Source organism: Pseudomonas sp. VI4.1 (assembly GCF_002029345.1).
Taxonomy (GTDB): Bacteria; Pseudomonadota; Gammaproteobacteria; order Pseudomonadales; family Pseudomonadaceae; genus Aquipseudomonas.
Genome location: NZ_MULM01000171.1, coordinates 1 through 23,132, shown reverse-complemented (window position 1 = coordinate 23,132; position 23,132 = coordinate 1). Strand labels below are relative to the sequence as shown.

Below are 23,132 nucleotides of genomic sequence, written 5' to 3'. Positions count from 1 at the left end.
CCGTGTGGGTATCAGGCGCGCCAGTGGCTAAACCAATACCCAAAATAAAAGCTGACCGAAGCACAGACGTCATTCACCCGGGCAGCCGCGACCGAGCGCAGGGCGCTGGCGGTCTGAAGCGGTGAGAGGGTGTTGAACATGGTCTGTCTCCGATGAATGCACCGAGCTTACTAGAGGCCGGCAGGCAGATTCAATCAGAAAATGCTATCGATTGCCGATGGCGTTGTCTATCGCTTGAGTGCGTTGAAGGTTGTGACACACTTGAGGCCTGGGGCCAGCGGCAGAACACAGTGGCGGTCGTGGAGGCTTGATGGCATTGGAATTACGCCCGGCGACGCTCCGGGACCTCGACTTCGCTCGAAGGCTGACCTGCGACAATATGCTGCGCTACTACATCCAGCATCATCTGTTGTGGCTGGACGAAGGTTTCGATATCGGCTGGGCCGGGCGCGAGAACTGGTTGATCGTGAAGGGCGAGACCGTGCTCGGTTATGTCAGCCTGAGTCGGGACGCCAGGGACCTGTACATCCGCGAATTGCACATCCTGGAGGCGTTTCGAGGGCAGGGCGCCGGCGCCTGGGTGATCGATCGGGTGATGGCCATGGCGTGCCGGGAGCGACGCCAGGCGTTGCGTCTGACGGTTTTTCAAAACAATCCAGCACGGGCTTTATATGAGAGAAAGGGACTGGCAGTCGTTGGCACGGACGGGTGTTTCCTGAGAATGCAGCGCGAGATCGCTGGGGTGCAGGGCTAAGACACGTATACCGCAAGCCTTTCAAGAACTATTGATACTGTTTATATAGCGCGTGCCGCTAGGTCTGCCAGGCGCTTTTTGCTAAGGTGTCGAGCAACCCAATAAGACCATATCGCGAGGTGTCTGCTTGATTAGGGTGCTAGTAGTCGATGACCATGATCTCGTTCGTACAGGCATTACACGAATGCTGGCTGACATCGATGGCCTGCAAGTGGTCGGCCAGGCTGAATCAGGTGAAGAATCCCTGCTCAAGGCGCGTGAGTTGAAACCCGATGTGGTACTGATGGACGTCAAGATGCCGGGAATCGGCGGTCTTGAAGCCACGCGCAAATTATTGCGCAGTCATCCGGACATCAAGGTCGTCGCGGTCACCGTGTGCGAAGAAGACCCGTTTCCGACCCGGTTGCTGCAGGCCGGTGCCGCGGGTTACCTGACCAAGGGCGCCGGGTTGCCGGAAATGGTCCAGGCGATTCGCCTGGTGTTTGCCGGGCAACGCTACATCAGCCCGCAGATTGCCCAGCAACTGGCGATCAAGTCCTTCCAGCCGACCAACGATTCACCCTTCGATGCACTGTCGGAACGGGAAATCCAGATCGCGCTGATGATTGTCGGCTGTCAGAAAGTGCAGATCATCTCCGACAAGCTGTGCCTGTCGCCAAAAACCGTGAATACCTACCGTTACCGCATATTCGAAAAGCTTTCGATCAGCAGTGATGTCGAGTTGACGCTGTTGGCGGTTCGTCACGGCATGGTCGATGCCAGCCTCTGAACATGACTGAAGCCTTTGATCCAGGCGCCTTTCTGTCGACGGTCAGTGGGCGTCCCGGTGTGTATCGCATGTTCGACAGCGATGCGCGCCTGCTCTACGTCGGCAAGGCCAAGAACCTCAAGAGTCGTCTGTCGAGCTACTTTCGCAAGTCCGGGCTCGCCCCCAAGACCGCGGCCCTGGTGGCACGTATCGCCCAGGTCGAAACGACGATCACGGCCAATGAAACCGAAGCCCTGTTGCTTGAGCAGACGCTGATCAAGGAGTGGCGGCCGCCCTACAACATTCTGCTGCGCGACGACAAATCCTACCCCTACGTCTTTCTCTCGGACGGCGCATTCCCGCGCCTGAGCATCCATCGCGGGGCGAAAAAGGCCAAGGGTAAGTACTTCGGTCCTTATCCCAGCGCCGGGGCGATTCGCGAAAGCCTGAGCCTGCTGCAAAAAACCTTTTTCGTACGCCAGTGCGAAGACAGCTATTACAAGAACCGCACGCGGCCGTGCCTGCAATACCAGATCAAACGCTGCAAGGCACCTTGCGTCGGTCTGGTGGAGCCCGAAGTCTACGCCGAAGACGTACGGCACTCGGTGATGTTCCTCGAGGGGCGCAGCAATGCGTTGACGGACGAATTGTCTGTCGCCATGGAGGAGGCGGCGATCAACCTCGAATTCGAGCGTGCCGCCGAGTTGCGCGACCAGATCTCGTTGCTGCGCCGGGTCCAGGATCAGCAGAGCATGGAAGGCGGTACAGGCGATGTCGACGTGATCGCGGCGTTCGTCAATCCCGGCGGTGCCTGCGTGCACTTGATCAGCGTGCGCGGCGGGCGAGTGCTGGGGAGCAAGAACTTCTTCCCGCAGGTGGGTATTGAAGAAGACGTATCTGAAGTCATGGCGGCGTTTCTCGGTCAATACTACGTCAGCAGTCCCGAGCGCGACTTGCCGAGCGAGCTGATCGTCAATGTGGTTCACGAAGACTTTCCGACCCTGATCGCAGCCATCGACAAGCTGCGCGGTCGCGAACTGACCATCAGTCACAGGGTCCGTGGGACCCGGGCACGCTGGCAGCAACTGGCGGTCACCAATGCCGAGCAGGCCCTGGGCGCACGACTGGCCAACCGGCAACATGTTGCCGCACGTTTCGATGCCTTGGCCGAAGTGCTGAACCTGGACGAGCCACCGCAGCGTCTGGAGTGTTACGACATCAGCCACTCCAGCGGCGAAGCGACGGTGGCCTCCTGCGTGGTGTTCGGCCCGGAAGGCCCGATCAAGTCCGACTACCGACGCTACAACATCGAAGGCGTCACCCCGGGCGATGACTACGCTGCGATGCACCAGGCCCTGACCCGGCGCTTCAGCAAACTGAAGGACGGGGAGGGCAAGCTGCCGGACATTCTGTTGGTGGACGGCGGCAAGGGCCAGCTGTCGATGGCCCGGGACGTGCTCAATGAACTGGCGGTGCCCGACCTGATCCTGCTGGGCGTGGCCAAGGGCGCAACACGCAAGGCCGGCTTCGAAACTTTGTACCTGAATGATGCCGCCCACGAATTCACCTTGCGCGGCGATTCCCCCGCGCTGCATCTGATCCAGCAGATACGCGACGAAGCCCACCGTTTCGCGATTACCGGGCACCGCGCCCGTCGCGGCAAAACCCGCCGTACGTCTACACTTGAGGGCGTCGCGGGCGTCGGCCCGACACGTCGGCGCGATTTGTTGAAACATTTTGGTGGATTGCAGGAGCTGTCTCGTGCCAGCATCGAAGAGATCGCCAAAGCACCCGGGATCAGTAAAAAGCTCGCAGAGTTGATTTATGCAAATCTGCACAGCGAGTAGAATGCCACCTCACCTCGTAGCCAGTTGTGCCGATGAATATCCCTAATCTGATTACCGTTCTACGCGTCCTGCTCATTCCGATCTTTATTTTGCTGTTTTACCTGCCTTACCACTGGAGCTACCTGGCGTCCGCCTCGGTGTTCGCCTTTGCCGCCGCCACAGACTGGCTGGACGGGTACCTGGCCCGCCGTCTGGAGCAAAGCACGCCATTCGGGGCTTTCCTCGATCCGGTGGCCGACAAGCTGATGGTCGCCGTAGCGCTGGTGCTGCTGGTGCAGGAACACGGCAACCTGTGGCTCACGCTGCCGGCCGCCGTGATCATCGGTCGCGAGATCGTGGTCTCGGCGCTGCGCGAGTGGATGGCCGAACTCGGTGCCCGTGCCCACGTCGCAGTATCGAACCTGGGCAAATGGAAAACCGCTGCGCAGATGCTGGCGCTGGTGATCCTGCTGGCCAACCCGTCGGACTTCACGTTCTGGGTCCTGTTCGGTTACGCCTTGCTGCTGGTCTCCGCCGGCCTGACGTTGTGGTCGATGATCCAGTACTTGCGGGCTGCCTGGCCGCATCTGAAGACCGATGCAGAAAAGAAATAAAACTTTTTTGAATCAAAGGCTTGACGGCGCTTCTGAATTCTATAGAATGCGCCACACCAAGACGCGGGAATAGCTCAGTTGGTAGAGCACGACCTTGCCAAGGTCGGGGTCGCGAGTTCGAGTCTCGTTTCCCGCTCCAAATATAGCGCTGCAGAGTTCCACTGAATTCTGTAAGTGATTGAAATCAGGACCTTCGGGTCCTTTTTTCGTTCCGGTGGAAACCTCCAGGCGCGCCGGTCTTTGCCGAACTCTTCAGCAGAGAAGAGCTGGGCAAGAATAATTCCAATTACATCCCTCGCTCTTAACGTTCCATTGTCAGAGTCTGAGATTCCAACGGGCTCCTTGGTGGGCTTGTTCCCAAACCACCTCTATTTTCAAGGTTTGGTATTGGCCCCGGCCTTTTGACACACCCGCTTTGAGACATCCCCTGTGCGGGTCCTCAGAAGCGGGGTTGGCCGTTCAAGGCTTTTGAGTCGGATGACTACTCGCGCTTCACTACCAGGGTCAAAATGTCGTAACTGGCTACCAGTTCTCCCAACTGATTGGTCACTTCCACATCCCAGGCCACCACGCCTTGCGGAATGCCTTGCGGGCTCTTTTTGCCCTGGTCGATTTTGCGTTTGCAGGTCAGGCGCGCCTGGATGGTGTCGCCGATGCCCACCGGGGTGATGAAGCGCAAAGTATCCAGGCCATAGTTGGCCAGGACCGGGCCGCGCCGGGACACGAACAGGCCGGCCGCCGCCGACAGCACGAAGTAACCGTGGGCAATGCGTTTGCCGAATTGCGATTCTTTGGCGGCGATGTCGTCGAAGTGCATGTAGAAGTGATCGCCGGACAGGCAACCGAAGTTCACCAGATCGGCTTCGGTCACGGTGCGACGGTGAGTCAGCAGCGATTCGCCGATCTGCAGGTCCTGGAAGAACCGGCGGAACGGATGCACTTCGGTTTCGATGACCTTGGCGCCACGCACGTATTCGCCGGTGACCGCCGCCAACATAGTCGGCGAGCCTTGCACCGCCGCGCGTTGCAGGTAGTGTTTCACCGCGCGCAGACCACCGAGTTCTTCACCGCCGCCGGCACGACCCGGGCCGCCGTGTTTGAGTTGTGGCAGGGGTGAACCGTGACCGGTGGATTCGGCGGCGGATTCGCGGTCCAGCACCAGCAAACGGCCGTGCCAGGCCGCCGCTACCGGGATTGCCTTGGCGGCGATCTGCGGGTCTTTAGTGATCAAACTCGCCACCAGGCTGCCTTTGCCGCGAGCGGCCAGGGCCAGTGCTTCATCCAGATCGTCGTAGGCCATCAGGGTGCTGACCGGGCCAAACGCTTCGATATCGTGAGCGCCGCCCTCGGCGTGCGGGTCGCGCGACTGCAACAGCGTCGGTGCGAAGAACGCACCCTGACTGACATTTTCACCGCGTGGCTCGAAACCATCACGGGCACCGAACAACATATCGCTGCTCTGCAACAGGCTTTCCAGGCGCTCGGCGACGTCTTTTTGCTGATCGTGAGACGCCAGCGCACCCATGCGCACGCCTTCCACCGACGGGTCGCCGACCACGACTTTCGCCAGTCGATCGCGCAGGCGGTCGCGACCGCATCGATGTGTTTGGCCGGGACAATCGCTCGGCGGATGGCGGTGCATTTCTGCCCGGCCTTGGTGGTCATTTCCCGGGCGACTTCCTTGATGAACAGCTCGAATTCTTCGTCGTCCGGGGTCACGTCCGGGGCGAGGATCGCGCAGTTCAGCGAGTCGGCTTCGGCGTTGAACGGCACCGAGTTGCGGATCAGGTTCGGGTTGACCCGCAGCTTGGCGGCGGTATCGGCGGAACCGGTGAAAGTCACCACGTCCTGGCCTTGCAGACGATCCAGCAAATCACCGGTGCTGCCGATGATCAATTGCAGGCTGCCTGCCGGCAACAAACCGGATTCGTCCATCAGGCGCACCACGGCTTCGGTCAGGTAGCTGGTGGCGCTGGCCGGTTTGACGATGCACGGCATGCCGGCGAGAAAACTCGGGGCGAATTTTTCCAGCATGCCCCAGATCGGGAAGTTGAAGGCGTTGATGTGCACGGCCAGGCCGCCACGAGGCACCAGAATATGCGTGCCGGCGAAGGTGCCGAGTTTGCTCAGCGGCATCGCCGGGCCTTCGTGGACGATGTTGCCCGACGGCAGTTCCCGGGAACCGAGACTGGCGTAGGTGAACAGCGTGCTGTTGCCGCCCTCGATGTCGATCCAGCTGTCGGCGCGGGTGGCGCCGCTGTGGTGCGAGATCGCGTAGAGCTGTTCTTTGCGTTCGCTCAGGTACAAGGCCAGCGCCTTGAGACGCTGGGCCCGTTGCTGGAAGTCCAGCGCCATCAGCCCGCTGACGCCCTGGCGACGACCGTGCTCGATGGCTTCGGCGAAGTCCGGGCGCTCCTCGTGGGTGCGCGCAATTTCATGGCCATCGATGGCGCTGCACAGCACCTGGGCACCGTGTTGGCCGATCCAGCGACCGGCGATGAAACTTTGCAGGGTAGGGGCGTGAGACATCACGATTCCTCCAGGTTATGAAAGGTGTTGGCGCGGCCGTGACCGCGCCATTCAGGGATTACCAAAGTGCCAGGGTGTAACCGACAATCAGCCGGTTCTCGTCGAGGTCGGTGGTCAAGCCATTGCCGGAGCGGAAGGTCACGTTGCGCCAGCGCAGGCTGACGTCCTTGAACACGCCGCTCTGAATGACGTAACTGATGTCGGTGTCGCGCTCGCGCTCACGGCCGTTGTCGACACTGCCGGCCTTGACGTGGCGACCGTCGGTGTAGCGCGTCATGAACGTCAGGCCGGGGATGCCTTGCGCTGCGAAGTCATAGTCGTAACGCAGCTGCCAGGAGTCTTCGTCGGCGCGGGTGTAGGTGTTGTAGGTCACCAGGTTGACCACGTACGGATCGCCACCGTTGAGGAACGGGAAGGCGCTGTCGCCGGACAACTGCTGGTAGGTGGCACTGACCTTATGGGCACCGTGGGACACGGTGAACATGCTGTTGAAATTGCGGTTGTCGATACGCCCGGCGCGCTCGACGCCATCCCCTCGGCTATCGAAATAACGCACGTCGCTGCGCAGGTTGAAACCGTTGCCCAGCGGCTGGGTATGCACCAGCCCGACGAACTGCTGACGATAAATTTGATCAAGCTTGCCGTAGTAATAGCTCAGGTTCAGCTGCGGGCTGAAGGCGTAGCTGCCGCCGGCAAAGTCGAAGTGATCACTGCTGGCGGCGCCGTAACCGATGTCATCGTTGCTGGAAGAGTCCCGCAGGTTGGCCTTGGTCAGGCGCCCGGCATTGACCGTCAGGCCACTGATTTCCTGGCTGGTCAGCAAGCCGCCCTCAAAGGTCGAACCCAGCAGGCGGGTATCGTTGTAGGTCGCCACCGGCAGCAAGGGTTGCAGGGTGCCGAGTTTCAACACGCTCTTGGATACGCGCAGCTTGCCGGTCAGCCCCAGTTGGCTGAACTCGTCAGCCGGCTCATGGCTGTGCTGGCCATAGGGCAGCAGCCCGGTGCCACGGCGATCCTGGCTGGAGTCGAGTTTCAGCCCCAACTCCCCAAGCGCGTCGAGACCGAAGCCGAATGTGCCGTCGGTGAACCCGGACTCGACGCGCGCGGTGAAGCCCTGAGCCCATTCCTCGGCCTTGGATTGCGGCGCGTTGTCCTGACGGAAATCGCGATTGATGTAGTGGTTGCGCATTTCAATACGGGCCTTGCTGTCGTCGATGAAGTCGGCCATGGCGCAGGGTGCAACCATGGGCAGGCTCAATGCGGCGGCTAACGTAAACAGTGATTCGTAAGGTGCGGTACGAGCGGGCTTCATTGTTTTTATTCCCTTGCATCGGATCGGTCGTTGTTTAGTGCTTGCTGGCGCCGGAGGCACCGATGCCGGTCATCGAACGGATGAACTGCGCCAGATAACGGCCACGCTCAAGGGCTGCACGCGGGGACGTGTCGGTGACCGAAAAAAACCAGGCGCTGAAGAACGCCAGGCTCATGGAGAACAACGCCGGGTTGGAGTAGGGGAACAGCGCCTTGTCGTGATGCAGCACGTTGACCCACACCGCCGGGCTCAGCACCAGCAGGACAATCGCTGAGGTCAGCCCTGCCAGACTGCCGGTCACCGCACCGCGAGTGGTCAGGCCTTTCCAGTACATCGAGAGGAACAGCACCGGGAAATTCACCGAGGCGGCGATGGCCAGCACCAGGCCAGAGAGGAAGGCAATGTTCTGCGATTCAAATAACAGGCCGAGGATGATCGCCAGGACACCGATGCACAGCGTGGCGATCCGCGACACACGAATTTCCTGCTGTTCGCTGGCCTGGCCCTTGCGCATCACACAGGCATACAAATCGTGGGACACCGCCGAGGCGCCGGACAACGCCAACCCGGCAACCACCGCGAGAATGGTGGCGAAGGCGACCGCCGAGATGAATCCAAGGAACAGGTTGCCGCCCACGGCCTGGGCCAGGTGCACGGCGATCATGTTGCCGCCGCCGATGATCGCGCCGTTGGCATCGCGGAACGCCGGATCGGTGCCGACCATGACGATTGCGCCGAAGCCGACGATGATCAGCAGCAAGTAGAAGTAGCCGATAAAACCGGTGGCGTAAAACACGCTTTTACGCGCTTCCTTGGCATCGCTGACGGTGAAAAAACGCATCAGGATATGCGGCAGGCCAGCGGTGCCGAACATCATGCCCAGGCCCAGGGAGATTGCATCGATCGGGTTCGACAGCAAACCGCCAGGCGCCATGATCGCGTTGCCTTTGGCGTGCACGGCAGTGGCCCCGGCGAACATTGCTTCGGTGCTGAAACCGAAATGCTTGAGCACCATGAACGCCATGAACGTGGTGCCGAACAGCAGCATCACGGCCTTGATGATCTGCACCCAAGTGGTGGCGAGCATGCCGCCGAAGGTCACGTAGAACACCATCAGCACGCCGACCAGCATGACGGCGTAGAGGTAGTCGATACCGAACAACAACTCGATCAGTTTGCCGGCGCGACCATCTGCGCCACCAGGTACATCAGGGCCACGGTCAAGGTGCCGAAGGCTGAGGTCAGGCGCACCGGGGTTTGTTCCAGGCGATAGGAAACGACGTCGGCAAAGGTGTATTTGCCGAGGTTGCGCAGACGTTCGGCGATCAGGAACAGAATGATCGGCCAGCCCGCCAGTACGCCCAGCGCGTAGAGCAAGCCGTCATAGCCATTGAGGAACATCATCGCCGAGATGCCCAGGAAGGACGCCGCGGAAATCATGTCGCCGGCAATCGCCAGACCGTTCTGGAAACCGGTCATGCCACCGCCAGCGGTGTAGAAATCGCTGGCGGAACGGGTACGCAGCGCGGCCCAGCGCGTCACACCAAGGGTGAACAGCACGAACACCAGGAACATGCCGATCGCGTTCCAGTTCAGCGGGCGGGACGCGCCGTCGGCCGCTGCCGCAAAGTCAGCGACGAAGGCCAGAGGCAGCAGGAATAACCCCAGGAACCGGCTCATCGGGCGCACTCCTGTTTCAGCTTTTCGTTGAGCGGATCGATCACGTTGTTGGCGCGGTAGACGTAGAAGCCGGTCAGTGCGAACGCCAGTACCACGATCACCACACCCACCAACATACCTACAGTGGTCACCCCGCCACTGAGGGATTGGCCGAGGGTGGCGGGGGAGAACGCCACCAGCAAGACAAAGCCGAAATAGATCACCAGCATGATCAGCGACAGCGACCAATACAGGTTCTGTTTGCGGCGTACCAACTGGATGAAGTCAGGGTTCTGGCGGATGAGTTCTACGTCTTTGGGTGACATGGCGCGCTCTCTGTTGTTGTTTTTGTTGTGGGGTGAAGCGGGTGGGGCTGAAAATCAGAGCTGATCGAAATCCAGTACGACCTTGTCGCTGATCGGGAATGCCTGGCACGACAGCACATAGCCGGCAGCCACTTCGTAGTCTTCCAGCGCGTGGTTGCTGTCCATTTCCACTTCGCCTTCGATGACCTTGCATTTGCACGTCGAGCACACACCGGCCTTGCACGAGTAAGGCAGTTCGGCGCCTTGGGCGTTGCCGGCGTCAAGGATGCTTTGGCTATTGCGCGGCAGGTCGAACGCCAACGCGCGGCCGTCGCTGATGACGGTGATCTGGCTAACGGCGGCATCAACCTGCCGAGCCGCCTCGCGGGCCTCGCGTTTCTGCTGGCTGCCGACAGCGGCAAACAGTTCGAAATGGATGCGTTCGTGCGGCATGCCTTTGGCTTTCAGGCTGTCGCGCACGGTTTCGGTCATCTCCTGCGGGCCGCAGATGAACGCGGCATCGAGGGCTTTGACGTCGAGCCAGCGGGAGAACAGTTGCTCGCATTTCTCGGCGTTGATTCGACCGTTGTACAGGTCGACATCCTGCTGTTCGCGACTGAACACGAAGATCAGGTTCAAACGCTGCAGGTAGCGGTTTTTCAGGTCTTCGAGTTGTTCGCGAAACAACGCGCCGGAGCTGGAACGGTTGCCGTACAACAGCGTGACACGGCTGTGCGGCTCGGTTTGCAGGGTGGTCTTGATGATCGACAGGATCGGCGTGATACCGCTGCCCGCCGCGACCGCGAGGTAGTTGCCATGGCGGGTCGGGTCGAGTTCGACATGAAAGTGCCCGGCTGGCGGCATCACCTCCAGGCTGTGCCCGGCCTTCAACTGCTCATTGGCGAACGCCGAGAAACGTCCACCCGCCACGCGCTTGATGGCGACGCGCAGTTCACCGTCGTTGACCCCGGTGCAGATCGAGTAGGACCGGCGCACTTCTTCGCCGTCCATCTGTGTGCGCATCACCAGGTGTTGGCCCTGGGTGAAGTGAAAACTGTCTTGCAGGTGCTGCGGAATCTCGAAGGCGATGGACACCGCGTCACGGGTCTCGGTGCGCACGTCCTTGATGGTCAGGCTGTGAAATTTACTCATTATTGTTCTCCAGCTGGGACGGCCGATCGCCGCTCAGATGCATTTGAAATAGTCGAACGGTTCCCGGCAATCGACGCAGCGGTAGAGCGCCTTGCAGGCGGTTGAGCCGAACTCGCTGAGCACTTCGGTGTGCGCACTGCCGCATTGCGGGCAAACGATTACCGGGCTTTCGCCGAGCAGACTGCGCTTGCTGGTGCTTCCATCGGGCGGCGCAATGCCGTAGGCGCGAAGGCGTTCGCGACCGCTGTCGGTGATCCAGTCAGTGGTCCAGGCCGGGGTCAATTTGCGTTCCAGGTGTGGCGCCTTGAACCCGGCGAGCTCCAGCGCCTCGCGAATATCGCTTTCGATCACTTCGGTGGCGGGGCAACCGGAGTAGGTCGGCGTGACCACTACGTGCAGGTGCCCGGCCTGCCAGTCGAGATCGCGAACGATGCCCAGGTCGACGACGCTGACCACCGGCACTTCCGGGTCCATGACGTGCGCCAACGTCGCCCAGGCAGCGGCCAGGTCGGTTGGCTGAGCCAGCCGTGCGCCCTGGTCGCTGGCGATCAGTTCACCAGGTTGCATCGGGGTACGCTCGTGGCAGTGATTGCATCTCGGCCAGCAGAATGCCCAGGTGTTCGGTGTGCAAACCGCGGCGGGCATTCAGGTAGAAATAGCTCGGTGCGGCTGGCACGGGCAGGGTGGCGCTGGCGAAAATCTCGCTGACCCTGGCTTGCCAGGCCGCGGCGACTTGCGCAGCGTCCGGGGTGACGCCGGCATCGCACAGGCGTTGTTCGCTGTCGTCGGCACTGGTCAGCTCGACCGTGAAACGCCAAACCTCAGGGATGGCCGCGAGCATGCGCCGATGACTTTCCTCGGTGCCGTCACCCAGACGCTCAACCCATTCACCGGAACGGCGCAGGTGATAGGTGACTTCCTTCACGGCTTTGGCGGCAATGCCGGCGATGCGCTCATCGCTGGACTGGCTCAGGCCGCTGAGTACTTGCAGGTGCCAGGCGTCGTAGAGGAATTGCTTGAGGATGGTCACCGCGTAGTCGCCGTTGGGTTGTTCCACCAGCAGCAGGTTGCGATAGGCGCGCTCATCGCGACGGAACGCCAGGTGATCGGCGTCGCGACCGTCGTTGAGCAGTTCGGCGGCGTATTCCAGCCAGTTGCGTGCCTGGCCCACCAGGTCGAGGCCAACGTTCATCAGCGCCAGTTCTTCTTCCAGCGCCGGGGCCTTGCCGCACCATTGGCACAGGCGCTGGCCCTGGATCAGGGCGCTGTCGCCGAGGCGCAGCAGGTATTCGATCAGATCTGTGTTGTTGTTCATGGTCGACCTCACATGTGCCCGACTTCAGGTGGCAACTCGTAGAAGCTGGCGTGGCGATAAACCTTGTCGTCTGCCGGGTCGAACAGCGGGTCTTTTTCATCGGGCGACGACGCGGTGATCAACGCCGAGGGCACCACCCACAGGCTCACGCCTTCGCTGCGGCGGGTGTACAACTCGCGCGCGTTCTCGATGGCCATGGTGGTGTCGGCGGCATGCACGCTGCCGACATGCTTGTGGTTGAGGCCGTGCTTGCTGCGCACGAAGACTTCGAAAAGGGTCCATTCAGACATATCAGTGACTCCACATCAGGTGGCCGATCAGGCGGCGTTCTTGTTTTGTTGTTTGCGAGCGTGAGCGACTGCGGCTTCGCGGACCCAGGCACCGTCTTCAATGGCTTTGCGACGGGTTGCAACGCGTTCCTGGTTGCACGGGCCGTTACCCTTCAGCACTTCGTAGAATTCATTCCACTGGATTTCGCCGAAGTCGTAATGGCCGCGCTCTGCATTCCACTTCAAGTCCGGGTCGGGGCAGGTGCAGCCCAGCAGTTCCAACTGTGGGATGGTCTGGTCGATGAAGCGCTGGCGCAGTTCGTCGTTGCTCTGGCGTTTGATTTTCCAGGCCATGGACTGGGCGCTGTTTGGCGAGTGTTCGTCGCTCGGGCCGAACATCATCAGCGACGGCCACCACAGACGGTTGATCGCGTCCTGGACCATGTCTTTCTGCGCCTGGTTGCCGTGACGCATCATGGTCAGGAGGATTTCGTAGCCCTGGCGCTGGTGAAAGCTCTCTTCCTTGCAGATCCGCACCATGGCCCGGGAGTAGGGGCCATAAGAGGTGCGCTGCAGGACTACCTGATTGACGATCGCAGCGCCGTCCACCAACCAGCCCACGGCGCCCATGTCGGCCCAGTTCAACGTCGGGTAGTTGAAGATGCTCGAATACTTGGCTTTGCCGCTGTGCAGCTTGGCGATTTCTTCATCGCGGTCGGCGCCTAGGGTTTCCATGGCGCTGTAGAGGTACAAGCCGTGGCCGGCTTCGTCCTGAATCTTCGCCATCAGTTGCAGTTTGCGTTTGAGCGATGGCGCGCGGGTGACCCAGTTGCCTTCGGGCAGCATGCCGACGATTTCGGAGTGGGCGTGCTGGGAGATCTGCCGGATGAGGGTTTGGCGATAGGCATCGGGCATCCAGTTTTTGGCTTCGATCTTGATTTCTGAATCGATTTTTTCCTGGAAGGCGCGTTCCTGGTCAGACATCTCCGACAGGTCTTTTATGCGCTTGATGCCGGTTTCTACGAGCTGTGCGTACATGGGGGGCTCCCGCCGTGAATCTTCTTGATGGCATGGAGAACTTTATAAGCGATACATAAATTAATATCAAACACAAAATAACGTGTCGTATGTGTTTTTGTATCGCTTCGGGATGAGTGGTCGCTTTGGGAGAGGTTGTTATGTGTGTATATCCATTTTTTCGGTAACGGATATGTACAAAAAAAAACCCAAAAAAAAACCCCGCAAAAAGCGGGGCCGCAAAGGGTGCAGCAGTCATGCTTTCGGGCGTTTGTCCAACACGTGACAAGCCTTGCCCTCAGACCGCTTGATCGAATGCAGAGGCTGCAAAACGATCCGCGTACTGATCCCGATATACGTCTTGATATGCCGACTCAACTCGGCGGCGACAGCGCTCTGCTGATCTTCTCCCAGATGCTGATGCTCAGCCTTCAGCTCCACATGCACATCCACGCTGTCCAGGTTGCCATTGCGATACAGATGAATCTCATAACACTCCGAAAGCTGTTTGATTTTCAGCACCTGTTCCTCGATCTGCGTCGGAAACACGTTAACCCCGCGAATGATCAGCATGTCATCGCTGCGCCCAGTGATCTTGTCGATACGCCGCATCGGCCGCGCAGTGCCCGGCAACAGACGCGTCAGGTCGCGGGTGCGATATCGGATCATCGGCAACGCTTCTTTACTCAGCGACGTAAACACCAGTTCGCCCATCTGCCCGTCCGGCAGCACGTCACCCGTGACCGGATCAATGATTTCCGGGTAGAAGTGGTCTTCCCAGATCGTCGGCCCGTCCTTGGTTTCCGCGCATTCCATGGCGACGCCTGGCCCCATGATCTCCGAGAGGCCGTAGATGTCCAGGGCGGTAATGCCCAGGCGCGCTTCGATGGCGCTGCGCAGTTCGGCGGTCCAGGGTTCGGCGCCGAAGATGCCCAGGCGCAGGGCCAGTTTGTGCGGGTCGATGCCCTGACGCTCGATTTCATCGGCGATGTTAAGCATGTACGACGGGGTGACCATGATGATGTCTGGTTGGAAATCCTTGATCAGCTGCACCTGTTTCTCGGTCTGCCCGCCGGACATTGGAATCACCGTGCAACCCAGGCGCTCAGCACCGTAGTGGGCGCCGAGTCCGCCGGTGAACAGGCCGTAACCATAGGAAATATGCACTTTGTCGCCACGTCGGCCACCCGCCGCGCGGATCGAGCGGGCGACCACGTTGGCCCAGGTGTCGATGTCGTTCTGGGTGTAGCCGACGACAGTCGGTTTGCCGGTGGTGCCACTGGAAGCATGCAGGCGCACGACGTCATGCATCGGCACGGCGAACATGCCGTAGGGGTAGTTGTCGCGCAGGTCGGATTTGGTGGTGAAAGGAAACTTCGCCAAGTCTTCCAGCGACTTGATGTCATCAGGGTGCACGCCCAGCGCATCGAAGCGTTGACGGTACAGCGGCACGTTCTGGTACGCGTGTTTCAGGCTCCAGCGCAGCCGATCCAGCTGGTGCTGACGCAGTTCGTCGATGCTGGCGGTTTCAATCGGGTCCAGCACTGGATCAAGCACGGCGTTGGCAATTGGCATGTTCATAACTTCACTCGAATTATTTTTGTGTTTCAGCCCTTTCGCACAAGGGCTTAGAGTGCATGCCCCTAGGATACCTCTCGGCTCCTCGGGAATCGCGGTTCTTTAGTCGGACAGGCGCTCAATGATCAGCGCAATGCCTTGGCCAACGCCGATGCACATGGTGCACAAGGCGTAGCGACCCTGGCGCTCTTCCAATTCGTGCAAGGCGGTGGTCACCAGCCGCGCGCCGCTCATGCCCAGCGGATGACCGAGGGCAATCGCGCCGCCGTTCGGGTTTACGCGTGCATCGGTGTCGCTCAGGCCGAGTTCGCGCAGCACCGCCAGACCTTGTGCGGCAAAGGCTTCGTTGAGTTCGATCACGTCATGTCGGCGAGGCTCAGGTTGGCCAGTTCCAGTACCTTGCGCGTTGCCGGCACCGGGCCGATGCCCATGATGCGGGGTTCGACGCCGGCGGTGGCCATGGCGACGACCCGGCCGCGAGCCTTCAGGCCGTGGCGTTTAGCGACTTCCGGGCTGGCCAGCAACAGTGCGCAAGCCCCATCGTTGACCCCGGACGCGTTGCCGGCGGTGATGCTGCCGCCTTCGCGAAACGGCGTGCCAAGCTTCTGTAATTGCTCAAGCGTGGTATCGCCGCGCGGGTGTTCGTCGTGCTCGACTACTTTGGCCGGGCCTTTGCGCTGGGGGATTTCTACCGCGACGATTTCTTTGGCGAAGCGGCCGCTGGCCTGGGCTGCGCGGCGGCGCTGCTGGCTGCCGCAGGGCAAAGGCGTCCTGGTCGGAGCGAGAAATGTTGAACTGCTCGGCGACGTTCTCGGCGGTCTCCGGCATGGAGTCGATGCCATAGGTTTTTTTCATCAGCGGATTGACGAAGCGCCAGCCGATGGTGGTGTCGTAGATCTGAGCGTCGCGGGAAAACGCCTGTTCGGCCTTGGGCATCACCAGCGGTGCACGGGACATCGATTCCACGCCGCCGACCAGCATCAGCCCGGCCTCGCCGCAGCGAATTGCCCGGGCGGCGGTGCCGATGGCATCCAGCCCGGAACCGCACAAACGGTTGAGGGTGGTGCCCGGCACGCTGACCGGCAACCCGGCCAGCAGCGCCGACATGCGCGCGACGTTGCGATTGTCTTCGCCGGCCTGGTTGGCACAGCCGTAGATCACATCGTCACGGCATTCCAGTCGACCTGCGGGTGACGGCGCAGCAGTTCGCGCAGCGGCACCGCGCCGAGGTCGTCGGCGCGCACGCTGCTCAAGGCTCCGGCGTAGCGGCCGATCGGGGTCCGCACCGCATCGATGATCAAGGCGTCATTCATTCGGGTTCTCCTGCGTCAGCACAGTGCCGCGCACTTTGTAGGATTTGCCATGGAACAGGGCGATCAGTTGGCCCTGTTGGTTTTCAATGCGTACGTCGTAGTTACCGGTGCGACCGGAACGGCTTTGCTCGGTGCAATCGGCCGTCAAGGTGTCGCCCAGGCGTGCCGGGGCGATGTAGTCGATGCTGCAACCGATGGCTACCGTGGCCTCGTTGTAGCTGTTGCAGGCAAAGGCAAACGCCGAGTCGGCCAGTGCAAACAGGTAGCCGCCATGGCAGGTGCCGTGGCCCTGAATCATCTCGGCGCGCACGTTCATCCCAACGCGAGCACAACCGGGCGCTGCTGAGAGCAGGCGCATGCCCATGGCCTGGCTGGCGGCGTCGCGCTTGAACATCGCTTGCGCGCAGTTGCTGGCCAGATTCATTGCTTCATGGTTTGTCATGGAATGTCCTTCCTTCAGCGACCCGACGGCGCAACAGCAGCGACGGCCGATAACGTTCTTCGCCGTAACTGGCTTGCAGGTGTTCCAGCACGGTGAGGATCTGCGAAAGCCCGATGGCATCGGCCCAGGCCAGCGGGCCTTGGGGGTAATTGACCCCGGCGCGCATCGCCAGATCGATGTCGATGGCCGAGGCAACGCCTTGCAGCAGGGCATCGGCGGCTTCGTTGGCGAGCATGGCGACGGTGCGCAACACGGCGAGGGCCGGGCTGTCGCTGAGCAGGCTGATTTTGAGGCCGGCCCGTTGCAGCAACGCGACACCTTGTTCGAGAGCGGATGGATCGATGCCTGCCGAACAGCTGATAGCGATTCGGGTGGCTTTGCCGTAGTCGAACGCCAGATCCAGCAGGATCAGATTGCGCAGGCCGTCATCATTGGCCCGTTGACTGGCCATGCGCCCGTCGCTCAACGCCAGCAACGCGTCGCCGACCCGCAGCAAACCTCGGCCGTCGCGCGCAATGACCTCGACGCCGTGTTCGCGCAAGCGTGGGATAAGCCCCTGAGCAATACCAAGATCGCCTTCCACGACGCAGGTTTCAACGGTTCGTTCGCTGCTGATCGAGGCGGGCTGCGCACGCTCGATCCCGTCAGCATAGCGATAGAAGCCCTGACCGCTTTTGCGCCCCAGCCGCCCGGCGTCGACCAGTTCTTTCTGGATCAACGACGGCAGGAATCGCGTGTCGCCGTAATAGGCGTCGAATACCGAGCAGGTCACGGCATAGTTGACGTCATGGCCGATCAGATCTGTCAGCTCGAAAGCGCCCATGGCAAAACCACCGGCATCGCGCATCAGCGCATCGAGGGTCGGGCAATCGGCGGCGCCTTCCTGGAGCAAACGCAAGCTCTCGGCATAGAACGGCCGGGCCACGCGGTTGACGATGAAACCCGGCGTGGAGCGGGTGTGCACCGGTTTTTTGCCCCAGGCTTTGGCGGTGTCATACAGGCACTCGGCCAGCGCTGGATCGCTGGCCAGGCCTGAGACGATTTCCACCAGCGCCATGACCGGCGCCGGGTTGAAGAAGTGCAGGCCAAGCAGACGTTGCGGGTGATGCAATTGCGCAGCGATGCCTGGTGATCGACAGCGACGAGGTATTGCTGGCGAGAATGCAGTGCTCGCCGCAGATGCTTTCCAACTGGCGGAACAGGGCGCGTTTGACCTCAAGGTTTTCGACGATCGCTTCGATGATCAGCTCGCAATCGGCCAGCGCTTCGATGGCTTCCACAGCCTGAAGACGGGCGATGGTTGCAGTGCGTGCTTCGGCCGAGAGCTTGCCGTTTTCGACGCGTTTGCCCAGTTGTCGGTCAATGCCATCGATCGCCTGCTCAGCAGCGCCGGGACGATTGTCGTGCAGCAGCACGGGATGGCCGGCTTGTGCGGCGACCTGCGCAATGCCGGCGCCCATGGCACCGGCGCCAATCACCGCGATGCGCGCGTTAGTGTTCAGTGCAGTCATGACTCAGCGCCCCTTGAAGCTTGGGCTGCGTTTTTCCATGAAGGCGCTGACGCCTTCACGGTAATCCTCGCTGCGCCCGGCCAGACGCTGCAGGTCTTTTTCCAGCTCCAGCTGTTCGTCAAATGTATTACTCAGGCTGGCGTTCAGGCTGCGCTTGATCAGTGCCAGTCCGTGAGTCGGTTGCGTGGCCAAATGACGAGCCAGCGTCAGGGCTTCATTGCGCAATTCCGCGTCATCCACGCAGCGGTAGATCAGTCCCCATTGCTCGGCCTGCTCGGCACTCAAGCGATTACCCAGCAAGGCCAGGGCCTTGGCGCGGGCCATGCCGACCAGGCGCGGCAAGGTCCAGGTGCCACCGGAATCAGGGATCAGGCCGATCTTGCAGAAGGCTTGAATAAAACTCGCCGAGCGCGCCGCCAGCACCAGGTCGCAGGCCAGCGGAATGTTGGCCCCGGCCCCGGCTGCCACGCCATTGACCGCGCAGATCACCGGCATCGGCAGGTCGCGTAATTGGCGGATCAGCGGGTTGTAGAACTTCTCGATGAAGTCGCCCAGATCCGGCACGGCACTGCCCGGCGCGACATTGCGGTCGCTGAGGTCTTGCCCGGCGCAGAAACCGCGACCTTCACCGGTCAGCAGCAAGACGCGCACGTCGGGATTCTGGCGGACCTGTTTCAGCGCTTCCTTCACTTCGCCATGCATCTGCGGGTTGAAGCTGTTGAGTTGGTCCGGGCGATTGAGGCTGAGCAGGGCGACGCCGGCCTCGATGGAAAACAGGATGTGTTCGAAGTTCATGGTCATGGCGCTCTCTGAGAGGTCGTTCGCTTCTTTTTTATTGGGGTTGACCGGGTTATTGCCCGGTGAAAGCCGGCGTGCGCTTTTCCTGAAAGGCCTGGATGCCTTCATCACGATCGCGGGTGCCGGCCAGCACGGTAAAGGCATGGCGTTCGAAGCGCAGGCCGCTGGCCAGGTCGGTGTCCATCGCCTTGAGCAGCGCTTCTTGGCCAGACGCACGGCCAGCGGTGCTTTGCCGGCAATGCTGCGGGCGATTTGCAGGGCGCGTTCGACGGTGAATTCCGGTTGAGTCACTTCACTGACCAGGCCGGCACGTTGGGCCTGGCGGGCGTCGATCGCCTCGCCGGTCAGGACCATCTGCATGGCCATGGATTTACCGACGGCGCGCAGCAGGCGTTGGGTGCCACCGGCGCCGGGCATGATCCCGAGATTGATTTCCGGCTGACCGAAGCGCGCATCTTCACCAGCAATGATGATGTCGGCGTGCATCGCCAGTTCGCAGCCACCGCCCAAGGCGAAGCCATTGACGGCGGCGATCAGCGGTTTGTTGAAACGGGTGATGGTCTGCCACGACGCCTGGCGTGGGTCGTCGAGGATGCCGACCAGATCGCGTTCGGCCATTTCCTTGATGTCGGCGCCGGCCGCGAAGGCTTTTCGGCTGCCGGTCAGGACTACGGCGCGGGTGTCGGGATCGGCCTGCGCAGCGTTGAGTTCGTCCGCCAGTTCACCGAGCAATTCGGTGGTCAGGGCGTTCAGCGCTTGTGGGCGCTGCAGGGTAATCAGGCGGACGCCGGGCTCGATGAACTCGACAGCAAGGGTTAGAGGCATGGCGGATGCCCTCACGGTGCGCGCTCGGCTGTAATGCCGGCTCATTATTGGATCGGCTCGGTAGGCCGGTTTTGCCTGAGTATACCTACAACGTGATACGCAAATACAACTATAAAAAGGAAATAATGTGTCTTATTGATGAGTGGGTGGTGTTTGGATGATGGCTTTTTGAGGAGGCTTTACAGCGAGTTATTGCTGGTTTTATTAGCTCAGATGGCTGCGCTAGACGCATTGCCTGGCCTTTATCAAAGGCCGTGATTAAGTGATACGGATTTTTGTCTTTGTGCTGGTAAAATCGATGTGATACAAAATGACCCCATATCGGCATCGCTTTGCAAATACACCCGGCATTGCACTTAAAGGAACGTCCCATGACTTGCTACAGCCTCGATGGCTTGACCCCGGTGGTTGACCCCACTGCTTACGTTCATCCGTCGGCCGTCCTGATCGGTGACGTGATTGTCGGCCCCCATTGCTATGTCGGGCCGCTGGCCAGTCTGCGCGGGGACTTTGGCCGGATCGTGCTGGAGGAGGGCGCCAATCTGCAGGACACCTGCGTGATGCACGGCTTTCCGGACAGCGACACGGTGGTGGAGCGCAACGGCCATATTGGTCACGGCGCGGTGTTGCACGGCTGCCGGATCGGTGCCGATGCACTGGTGGGCATGAATGCGGTGGTGATGGACAACGCGCGGATTGGCCCTCGCTCATTCGTCTCGGCGGCAGCCTTCGTCAAAGCCGGATTCGCATGCCCGGAGCAGTCACTGGTGATGGGCGCACCGGCCAGCGTCAAGCGCAGCCTCAGCGATGAGGAAGTGTCATGGAAGCAGGCGGGTACTCGCGAATATCAGCAACTCGCCAAGCGTTGCCTTGAGCAGATGCAGGTCTGCGAGCCGCTGACCGAACCGGAACCCGATCGCCCACGCATCAGCGACAGCGGTTTGCGGCCCAAGGGTTGAACAGTTTTCCTGTGGGAGCGGCTTGCCCGCGATAGCGTCCTGTCAGTCGATATAAGCGATATTTGACACACCGCAATCGCGGGCAAGCCCGCTCCCACAGGGATTTAGGTATATTCCTTCCTTTTTTCCAGCTCGGTACGCCCATGTCGTCCCTGACACCGTTGAACCATCTGATTACCCGCTTCCAGGAGCAGACGCCGATTCGCGCCAGCTCCTTGATCATCACGTTGTACGGCGATGCCATCGAACCCCACGGCGGAACGGTCTGGCTAGGCAGCCTGATTCAATTGCTCGAGCCCATCGGCATCAACGAGCGGCTGATTCGCACCTCGATCTTCCGTCTGACCAAGGAAGGCTGGCTGACTGCCGAGAAAGTCGGGCGCCGCAGTTACTACAGCCTGACCGGCACCGGTCGCCGGCGTTTCGACAAGGCTTTCAAGCGGGTCTACAGCTCCACAGTGCCGGCGTGGGATGGCTCCTGGTGCCTGGTGATGCTGACGCAACTGACTCAGGACAAGCGCAAACAAGTGCGAGAAGAACTCGAGTGGCAAGGTTTTGGTGCGATCTCACCGGCCGTGCTGGCCTGTCCGCGCAGCGACCGTGCCGACCTCAACGCCACCTTGCTCGACCTCGGCGCCCAGGAAGAGACCATCGTCTTCGAAACCACCGCGCAGGACGTGCTGGCCTCCAAGGCCCTGCGTTTGCAGGTGCGCGAGAGCTGGAACATCGAAGAGCTGGCGACCCATTACAGCGAGTTCATCCAGCTGTTCCGACCGCTCTGGCAAGCGCTTCGCGAGCAAGAGAACCTCGAACCCTCCGACTGCTTCCTGGCACGGGTTCTGCTTATTCACGAGTACCGCAAATTGCTGTTGCGCGACCCGCAATTGCCGGATGAGTTGTTGCCCGGTGATTGGGAAGGTCGGGCCGCCCGCCAGTTGTGCCGCAACATTTACCGGTTGATCTACGCCAAAGCCGAAGAATGGTTGAACAGTGCGCTGGAAACCGCCGATGGCCCGTTGCCGGACGTGGGTGAAAGTTTCTATCGGCGGTTTGGCGGGCTCAAGTAGCCCGTTAACGTTCAGGGAGAATGACTGTTCAGGAGAACCTGTGGATTGGCGTAGACAATAAAAATAAGCCTGCGTGAGGCCCGACATGATTTCTTCAATTGCACAGCGCCGTGATGGCTTTGATCAGTGGATTCATCAGATCAACCAGATCTGTGGCGCCTTTAATGCGCAACCGCTTGGCGCTGAGTTTGCCGGCGATATCCGGGAACACCAGGACGGCGCGCTGAAACTCAGTTTTGTTGATGCCTGTCAGGCTCGACTGTTCCGCACGCCACTGGAAGTCGCTGCCGGCGAGGGCGGGAAATACTTTGCGGTGTTCCAGCTCGACGGTACGGCCGGCATGGCCCAGGGTGACAACAAGGTTTTACTCTCGGCCGGTGACATCACGCTGATCGACGCTTCGCGCCCCAGCGACTTCACCTACAGTGAAAACTCCCGGCAATTGTCGCTGATTCTGCCGTCGCAACTGGTCGAGCAAACCCTGCGCTTCAATCAGGTCAAGTGCGGTCACCGGATTGTCGGGACGTCCCCGATTGCGATGCTGTCTCACCGCTTGATCCTGGATGCCACGTCCCAGACAAACCTCAGCCGGCAAGAAAGCGAAGCGACCCTGGAGGCCATTGTCAGCCTGCTGCGCCCGGCGATCAGTCATATCGAAGACGGTGATGTGCGAGAACGTATCTTCCGCAAGACCTTGGGCTTTATTGATGCGCATATCCGCTCGGAAGACCTCTGCCCGGAATGGCTGGCACGGGAAGTCGGCATGTCGACTCGTGGGTTGTATCGGATGTTCGCCAAGAAGGGATTGGTGGTCGCGCGCTACATCAAGAATCGCCGACTGGATTTGTGCGCTGAATCCCTGCGCCAGTCGGGCATGGAGCAGAAGCTGTCGGTGCTGGGTTACTCGTGGGGCTTTTCCGATTCGAGCTACTTCTCCACGGCATTCAAATCCCGCTTCGGTATTTCACCAGGTGAGTACCGCAAGCAACACGCTTAACCTTGTGGGAGATTCTATGTTGCAGGGGAACCCTGCAACCTTAAATTCGGCTGGTATTCGCTTTGGTTTTTCATGAGTGCGAATGCCACCCGGCACAGCTTGCGGGCGAGGATGACCAGGGCTTGGGTTTTTGCCAAGCCTC

At 60.6% G+C, this 23,132-nt stretch carries 18 protein-coding genes, 1 tRNA gene and 6 pseudogenes; 8 read left to right on the top strand and 17 right to left on the bottom strand.

Annotation, left to right across the window (positions count from 1 at the left end; all coding sequences use genetic code 11):
* Positions 1 to 11 precede the first annotated feature (11 nt).
* Positions 12 to 140, bottom strand: a complete 129-nt coding sequence (locus BZ163_RS35885) for a hypothetical protein (protein ID WP_256579095.1) — start codon at positions 138 to 140, stop codon at positions 12 to 14.
* A 170-nt stretch (positions 141 to 310) separates the two neighbouring features.
* On the opposite strand from BZ163_RS35885, the gene BZ163_RS22850 reads away from it, so the two are divergent.
* The 5 genes from BZ163_RS22850 (at position 311) to BZ163_RS22830 (ending at position 4,081) form a co-directional block, all read left to right on the top strand.
* Positions 311 to 754, top strand: coding sequence for a GNAT family N-acetyltransferase (locus BZ163_RS22850; RefSeq protein WP_128872703.1), 444 nt, complete (start codon positions 311 to 313; stop codon positions 752 to 754).
* 127 nt (positions 755 to 881) lie between these two features.
* Positions 882 to 1,523 carry a UvrY/SirA/GacA family response regulator transcription factor gene (gene uvrY / locus BZ163_RS22845; RefSeq protein WP_008015884.1) on the top strand — a complete coding sequence of 214 codons (642 nt, stop codon included), beginning with the start codon at positions 882 to 884 and terminating at the stop codon, positions 1,521 to 1,523.
* Positions 1,524 to 1,525: 2 nt separating this feature from the next.
* The gene (gene uvrC / locus BZ163_RS22840) at positions 1,526 to 3,349 is read left to right on the top strand and encodes an excinuclease ABC subunit UvrC (RefSeq protein WP_128872702.1); all 1,824 of its coding nucleotides are present in this window, start codon (positions 1,526 to 1,528) and stop codon (positions 3,347 to 3,349) included.
* 32 nt (positions 3,350 to 3,381) lie between these two features.
* Positions 3,382 to 3,942, top strand: coding sequence for a CDP-diacylglycerol--glycerol-3-phosphate 3-phosphatidyltransferase (gene pgsA / locus BZ163_RS22835; RefSeq protein WP_128872701.1), 561 nt, complete (start codon positions 3,382 to 3,384; stop codon positions 3,940 to 3,942).
* Positions 3,943 to 4,005: 63 nt separating this feature from the next.
* Positions 4,006 to 4,081 (top strand) — tRNA-Gly (locus tag BZ163_RS22830).
* Between the two features lie 342 nt (positions 4,082 to 4,423).
* On the opposite strand, the pseudogene paaZ reads toward BZ163_RS22830, so the two are convergent.
* The 15 genes and pseudogenes from paaZ to paaF all read right to left on the bottom strand — a co-directional run bounded on the left by paaZ (position 4,424) and on the right by paaF (position 19,967).
* Positions 4,424 to 6,471: pseudogene (gene paaZ, locus BZ163_RS22825) on the bottom strand (phenylacetic acid degradation bifunctional protein PaaZ).
* A gap of 58 nt (positions 6,472 to 6,529) precedes the next feature.
* Positions 6,530 to 7,783 (bottom strand): OprD family porin, encoded by a 1,254-nt coding sequence (locus tag BZ163_RS22820; protein ID WP_128872700.1) that lies wholly within the window; start codon positions 7,781 to 7,783, stop codon positions 6,530 to 6,532.
* A 34-nt stretch (positions 7,784 to 7,817) separates the two neighbouring features.
* Positions 7,818 to 9,463, bottom strand: a pseudogene (locus tag BZ163_RS22815) (cation acetate symporter).
* Positions 9,460 to 9,768 (bottom strand): DUF485 domain-containing protein, encoded by a 309-nt coding sequence (locus BZ163_RS22810; RefSeq protein WP_128872699.1) that lies wholly within the window; start codon positions 9,766 to 9,768, stop codon positions 9,460 to 9,462. The pseudogene BZ163_RS22815 and the gene BZ163_RS22810 overlap by 4 nt, the downstream one beginning before the upstream one ends.
* A gap of 54 nt (positions 9,769 to 9,822) precedes the next feature.
* The gene (gene paaE / locus BZ163_RS22805) at positions 9,823 to 10,899 is read right to left on the bottom strand and encodes a 1,2-phenylacetyl-CoA epoxidase subunit PaaE (protein WP_128872698.1); all 1,077 of its coding nucleotides are present in this window, start codon (positions 10,897 to 10,899) and stop codon (positions 9,823 to 9,825) included.
* A 33-nt stretch (positions 10,900 to 10,932) separates the two neighbouring features.
* On the bottom strand, positions 10,933 to 11,466 hold the full coding sequence (gene paaD, locus BZ163_RS22800) for a 1,2-phenylacetyl-CoA epoxidase subunit PaaD (RefSeq protein ID WP_128872697.1): 534 nt from the start codon (positions 11,464 to 11,466) through the stop codon (positions 10,933 to 10,935).
* Positions 11,453 to 12,214, bottom strand: coding sequence for a 1,2-phenylacetyl-CoA epoxidase subunit PaaC (gene paaC, locus BZ163_RS22795; RefSeq protein ID WP_128872696.1), 762 nt, complete (start codon positions 12,212 to 12,214; stop codon positions 11,453 to 11,455). The genes paaD and paaC overlap by 14 nt, the downstream gene beginning before the upstream one ends.
* An 8-nt stretch (positions 12,215 to 12,222) precedes the next feature.
* Positions 12,223 to 12,504, bottom strand: a complete 282-nt coding sequence (gene paaB, locus BZ163_RS22790) for a 1,2-phenylacetyl-CoA epoxidase subunit PaaB (protein ID WP_033062041.1) — start codon at positions 12,502 to 12,504, stop codon at positions 12,223 to 12,225.
* Positions 12,505 to 12,531: 27 nt separating this feature from the next.
* Positions 12,532 to 13,521, bottom strand: coding sequence for a 1,2-phenylacetyl-CoA epoxidase subunit PaaA (gene paaA / locus BZ163_RS22785; protein WP_128872695.1), 990 nt, complete (start codon positions 13,519 to 13,521; stop codon positions 12,532 to 12,534).
* Positions 13,522 to 13,755: 234 nt separating this feature from the next.
* The gene (paaK, locus tag BZ163_RS22780) at positions 13,756 to 15,081 is read right to left on the bottom strand and encodes a phenylacetate--CoA ligase PaaK (protein WP_128872694.1); all 1,326 of its coding nucleotides are present in this window, start codon (positions 15,079 to 15,081) and stop codon (positions 13,756 to 13,758) included.
* A 99-nt stretch (positions 15,082 to 15,180) separates the two neighbouring features.
* Positions 15,181 to 16,391: pseudogene (pcaF, locus tag BZ163_RS22775) on the bottom strand (3-oxoadipyl-CoA thiolase).
* On the bottom strand, positions 16,384 to 16,833 hold the full coding sequence (paaI, locus tag BZ163_RS22770; RefSeq protein WP_128872693.1) for a hydroxyphenylacetyl-CoA thioesterase PaaI: 450 nt from the start codon (positions 16,831 to 16,833) through the stop codon (positions 16,384 to 16,386). Before paaI ends, pcaF begins: the two are co-directional and overlap by 8 nt.
* Positions 16,820 to 18,344: pseudogene (paaH, locus tag BZ163_RS22765) on the bottom strand (3-hydroxyacyl-CoA dehydrogenase PaaH). The gene paaI and the pseudogene paaH overlap by 14 nt, the downstream one beginning before the upstream one ends.
* Positions 18,345 to 18,347: 3 nt before the next feature.
* Positions 18,348 to 19,139, bottom strand: a complete 792-nt coding sequence (gene paaG, locus BZ163_RS22760) for a 2-(1,2-epoxy-1,2-dihydrophenyl)acetyl-CoA isomerase PaaG (protein WP_128872747.1) — start codon at positions 19,137 to 19,139, stop codon at positions 18,348 to 18,350.
* Positions 19,140 to 19,194: 55 nt separating this feature from the next.
* Positions 19,195 to 19,967, bottom strand: a pseudogene (gene paaF / locus BZ163_RS22755) (2,3-dehydroadipyl-CoA hydratase PaaF).
* Positions 19,968 to 20,338: 371 nt separating this feature from the next.
* Here paaF and paaY point away from each other — a divergent pair.
* From paaY to feaR, 3 genes are all read left to right on the top strand, one after another.
* Positions 20,339 to 20,926, top strand: a complete 588-nt coding sequence (gene paaY, locus BZ163_RS22750; RefSeq protein ID WP_128872692.1) for a phenylacetic acid degradation protein PaaY — start codon at positions 20,339 to 20,341, stop codon at positions 20,924 to 20,926.
* Between the two features lie 143 nt (positions 20,927 to 21,069).
* Positions 21,070 to 21,993 carry a phenylacetic acid degradation operon negative regulatory protein PaaX gene (gene paaX / locus BZ163_RS22745; protein WP_128872691.1) on the top strand — a complete coding sequence of 308 codons (924 nt, stop codon included), beginning with the start codon at positions 21,070 to 21,072 and terminating at the stop codon, positions 21,991 to 21,993.
* Between the two features lie 85 nt (positions 21,994 to 22,078).
* Positions 22,079 to 22,990, top strand: coding sequence for a transcriptional regulator FeaR (gene feaR / locus BZ163_RS22740; RefSeq protein WP_128872690.1), 912 nt, complete (start codon positions 22,079 to 22,081; stop codon positions 22,988 to 22,990).
* Positions 22,991 to 23,004: 14 nt separating this feature from the next.
* Here feaR and BZ163_RS35880 read toward each other — a convergent pair.
* A pseudogene (locus BZ163_RS35880) lies at positions 23,005 to 23,132 on the bottom strand (IS110 family transposase); the annotation flags it as partial.

Coding starts and splice junctions, on each gene's coding strand:
- BZ163_RS35885 (WP_256579095.1), bottom strand. CDS start 140: ATGTTCAACACCCTCTCACCGCTTCAGACCGCCAGCGCCCTGCGCTCG.
- BZ163_RS22850 (WP_128872703.1), top strand. CDS start 311: ATGGCATTGGAATTACGCCCGGCGACGCTCCGGGACCTCGACTTCGCT.
- uvrC (WP_128872702.1), top strand. CDS start 1,526: ATGACTGAAGCCTTTGATCCAGGCGCCTTTCTGTCGACGGTCAGTGGG.
- pgsA (WP_128872701.1), top strand. CDS start 3,382: ATGAATATCCCTAATCTGATTACCGTTCTACGCGTCCTGCTCATTCCG.
- BZ163_RS22820 (WP_128872700.1), bottom strand. CDS start 7,783: ATGAAGCCCGCTCGTACCGCACCTTACGAATCACTGTTTACGTTAGCC.
- BZ163_RS22810 (WP_128872699.1), bottom strand. CDS start 9,768: ATGTCACCCAAAGACGTAGAACTCATCCGCCAGAACCCTGACTTCATC.
- paaE (WP_128872698.1), bottom strand. CDS start 10,899: ATGAGTAAATTTCACAGCCTGACCATCAAGGACGTGCGCACCGAGACC.
- paaD (WP_128872697.1), bottom strand. CDS start 11,466: ATGCAACCTGGTGAACTGATCGCCAGCGACCAGGGCGCACGGCTGGCT.
- paaC (WP_128872696.1), bottom strand. CDS start 12,214: ATGAACAACAACACAGATCTGATCGAATACCTGCTGCGCCTCGGCGAC.
- paaB (WP_033062041.1), bottom strand. CDS start 12,504: ATGTCTGAATGGACCCTTTTCGAAGTCTTCGTGCGCAGCAAGCACGGC.
- paaA (WP_128872695.1), bottom strand. CDS start 13,521: ATGTACGCACAGCTCGTAGAAACCGGCATCAAGCGCATAAAAGACCTG.
- paaK (WP_128872694.1), bottom strand. CDS start 15,081: ATGAACATGCCAATTGCCAACGCCGTGCTTGATCCAGTGCTGGACCCG.
- paaI (WP_128872693.1), bottom strand. CDS start 16,833: ATGACAAACCATGAAGCAATGAATCTGGCCAGCAACTGCGCGCAAGCG.
- paaG (WP_128872747.1), bottom strand. CDS start 19,139: ATGAACTTCGAACACATCCTGTTTTCCATCGAGGCCGGCGTCGCCCTG.
- paaY (WP_128872692.1), top strand. CDS start 20,339: ATGACTTGCTACAGCCTCGATGGCTTGACCCCGGTGGTTGACCCCACT.
- paaX (WP_128872691.1), top strand. CDS start 21,070: ATGTCGTCCCTGACACCGTTGAACCATCTGATTACCCGCTTCCAGGAG.
- feaR (WP_128872690.1), top strand. CDS start 22,079: ATGATTTCTTCAATTGCACAGCGCCGTGATGGCTTTGATCAGTGGATT.